Source organism: Saccharomonospora saliphila YIM 90502 (assembly GCF_000383795.1).
GTDB classification, from domain to species: domain Bacteria; phylum Actinomycetota; class Actinomycetes; order Mycobacteriales; family Pseudonocardiaceae; genus Saccharomonospora; species Saccharomonospora saliphila.
The window spans coordinates 16,569-19,452 of record NZ_KB912620.1; the positions used below are offsets into that span (position 1 = coordinate 16,569).

At 69.9% G+C, this 2,884-nt stretch carries 3 protein-coding genes and 1 pseudogene; 3 read left to right on the top strand and 1 reads right to left on the bottom strand.

Features of this window, described 5'->3' with window-relative positions; genetic code table 11:
* The 3 genes from SACSA_RS0103195 to SACSA_RS0103205 form a co-directional block, all read left to right on the top strand.
* The coding region (locus tag SACSA_RS0103195; protein ID WP_028661485.1) for a Vms1/Ankzf1 family peptidyl-tRNA hydrolase at nt 1–195 on the top strand (195 nt) is incomplete at its 5' end.
* 218 nt (nt 196–413) lie between these two features.
* Complete coding sequence (locus tag SACSA_RS0103200; protein ID WP_019813444.1) at nt 414–2,042, top strand: ABC-F family ATP-binding cassette domain-containing protein; 1,629 nt, start codon at nt 414–416, stop codon at nt 2,040–2,042.
* A 374-nt stretch (nt 2,043–2,416) separates the two neighbouring features.
* Entirely contained in the window at nt 2,417–2,626 is a 210-nt protein-coding gene (locus tag SACSA_RS0103205; protein ID WP_005437638.1) for a helix-turn-helix domain-containing protein, read from the top strand.
* Here SACSA_RS0103205 and SACSA_RS25635 read toward each other — a convergent pair.
* Nucleotides 2,613–2,884 (bottom strand): annotated as a pseudogene (locus SACSA_RS25635) (hypothetical protein); the annotation flags it as partial. The gene SACSA_RS0103205 and the pseudogene SACSA_RS25635 overlap by 14 nt on opposite strands.

Below are 2,884 nucleotides of genomic sequence, written 5' to 3' on the forward strand. Positions count from 1 at the left end.
TCGCGACTGGGCGAGCTCGACGGCGTGGTGCTCGGCGGCGATCGCAGGGCACTGGACGAACTCGCCGCGGATTCGCGCCTGGCCGACCTGTTCGCGCGAGCCGAGTCCCGCGTGCTCGACGTCGCCGAGCCGCGCAGGGCGGTGCTCGACGAGGCCGCGCGCCGGGCGCGTGCCGTCGAGGTCGTGGTCCGGTGACCCGCCACGGCTGAGACATCCGGCATCCCCCGGTACGCGGTGCGGCGCCCCGCCCGCCAGGCCCGGTGACCCCGCGCACCACGGACGGATCTCGGTGGACACCGCCCCCTACACTGGGTGCCGTGGTCGTTCGACTGGAGTAGGCACCCGCCCGGTACCGCGTTCCCGGTGCCTGTCCACGTCGTCCGCAACGCCTCTGCTACGCCACGGAGCTCCCATTGATCACGGCCAGCGGCCTCGAACTGCGCGCGGCTTCGCGCATCCTGCTCTCCGACACCACCCTGCGGATCCAGCCCGGCGACCGGATCGGCCTCGTGGGCCGCAACGGCGCGGGCAAGACGACCACGTTGCGTGTGCTCGCCGGGGAGGGCGACCCGTACGCGGGCGAGATCTCCCACGGCGAGGAGGTCGGCTACCTGCCCCAGGACCCGCGTGAGGGCGACCTGTCGGTCGCGGCGAAGGACCGGGTCCTCTCGGCGCGGGGCCTGGACGTGCTGCTCCGGGACATGGAGAAGGCGCAGTCGGCGATGGCCGAGCTGGTCGACGAGACCGAGCGGGACAAGGCGGTGCGCCGCTACGGCAGGCTTGAGGAGCGCTTCGCCGCTCTCGGTGGCTACGCCGCCGAGAGCGAGGCGGCGCGCATCTGTGCCAACCTCGGACTGGAGGACCGGGTACTGCCGCAGCCGCTGTCCACCCTCTCCGGCGGGCAGCGTCGCCGTGTGGAGCTGGCGCGCATCCTGTTCGCCGCCTCGGAGTCGGGGGCCGGTGGCAAGTCGGGCACGATGCTGTTGCTCGACGAGCCGACCAACCACCTCGACGCCGACTCGATCACCTGGCTGCGCGGCTTCCTGAAGTCGCACGAGGGCGGGCTCGTGGTGATCAGCCACGACGTGGACCTGCTCGACGAGGTGGTCAACAAGGTCTGGTTCCTCGACGCCAACCGGGGCGAGCTGGACAGCTACAACATGACCTGGCAGCGCTACCTCGACGCGCGCGCCACCGACGAGAAGCGGCGCAGGCGCGAGCGGGCCAACGCCGAGAAGAAGGCCTCCGCGCTGCAACAACAGGCGGCCAAGCTCGGGGCGAAGGCCACCAAGGCGGTCGCCGCCAAGAACATGGCGCGCCGGGCCGAGCAGATGCTCGCCGACCTCGACGAGGAACGCCAGTCCGACAAGGTCGCCAAGATCACCTTCCCGGCGCCCGCCTCCTGCGGGCGCACACCGCTGACGGCCGAAGGACTGTCGAAGACCTACGGCTCGCTCGAGATCTTCACCGGCGTGGACCTGGCCATCGACCGGGGGTCCAAAGTGGTGGTGCTCGGGCTCAACGGCGCGGGCAAGACGACTCTGCTGCGGCTGCTCGGGGGCCTGGAGGAGCCGGACACCGGCAGGGTCGTGCCCGGACACGGGCTGCGCCTCGGCTACTACGCACAGGAGCACGAGACGCTCGACCACGCCGAGAGCGTGTGGTCCAACATCCGGCATCTCGCGCCGGACACGGGGGCGCAGGAGTTGCGTAACCTGCTCGGGCAGTTCCTGTTCAGCGGTGAGCAGCTCGACCAGCCCGCGGGGACGCTCTCGGGCGGTGAGAAGACGCGGCTGGCGCTGGCCGGGCTGGTGTCGAGCGCGGCGAACGTGCTGCTGCTCGACGAGCCGACCAACAACCTCGACCCGGCGAGCCGGGCGCAGGTGCTCGACGCGCTGCGCGGGTATGCCGGGGCGGTGGTGCTGGTGACCCACGACCCGGGAGCGGTCGAGGCACTGGAACCCGAACGGGTGATCTTGTTGCCGGATGGCACGGAAGATCTGTGGTCCGACGATTATCGCGAACTCGTGGAACTCGCCTGAACAGGTGGCGATCACCAAACCTGTTCGAGTGAACTCGGTGCGTGAAGTGAGTACTACAGAGGTATCTCGGCACGTAATCGATTTGTCACCACAGAGTGGCGGCCGGTCGCGCCGGTAATACCGAGAGCAATTCTGTCGCGCGGGTAACGTCCACCTGCCGTGGAGTGTGGCGTACTACTCCCGCCGGCGACGCGGCTCGCCAGGGGCCATGGGTGGGCGATCACGGTGGCACGAGTACCGCATCGGAGAGATTTCCCCGCCTTTCAGGCATGATTTTCCGCCGTCGTCTGGCATTCGGCGGCTCAGTGTTCGATCATTGCGACGGCAGGGGCTGAAAGTAGCCCGAAACACCAACGGGCGGAAGGTGGATTGACGTGGCAGACCTCAAGAAGGGCGCGCGCATCACCGGAAACACGCGCGACAAGCTGGCCGCCGATCTCAAGAAGAAGTACGAGAAGGGGGCGAGCATCCGCGCTCTGGCCGAGTCGACGGGGCGCTCGTACGGGTTCGTCCACCGGGTGCTCTCGGAGTCCGGCGTGCAGCTCCGTGGGCGCGGTGGCGCGACCCGCGTCAAGAAGAAGTAAGGCGGGCGGGGTCGCGGTCGACGCCGGAGCCGGGTCTCGTGGTGCCGAGGGGAGCCGCGGCCCGGCCCCGGAACACCATCGTCGTGCCCAGCAGGACCGACACGTACACGAGATAACCGAAGCGGGTCGCGGGCGTGAGCATCGTGAAGGCGCCGAGGCCGACCGCGATCCGCAGGAGCGCGTCCGCTCCCGTGCGGGGTGGCCGCCGGACCAGCCACACCGACACGGCCAGCGCCGCCACGCCGAGGAGCACGAACG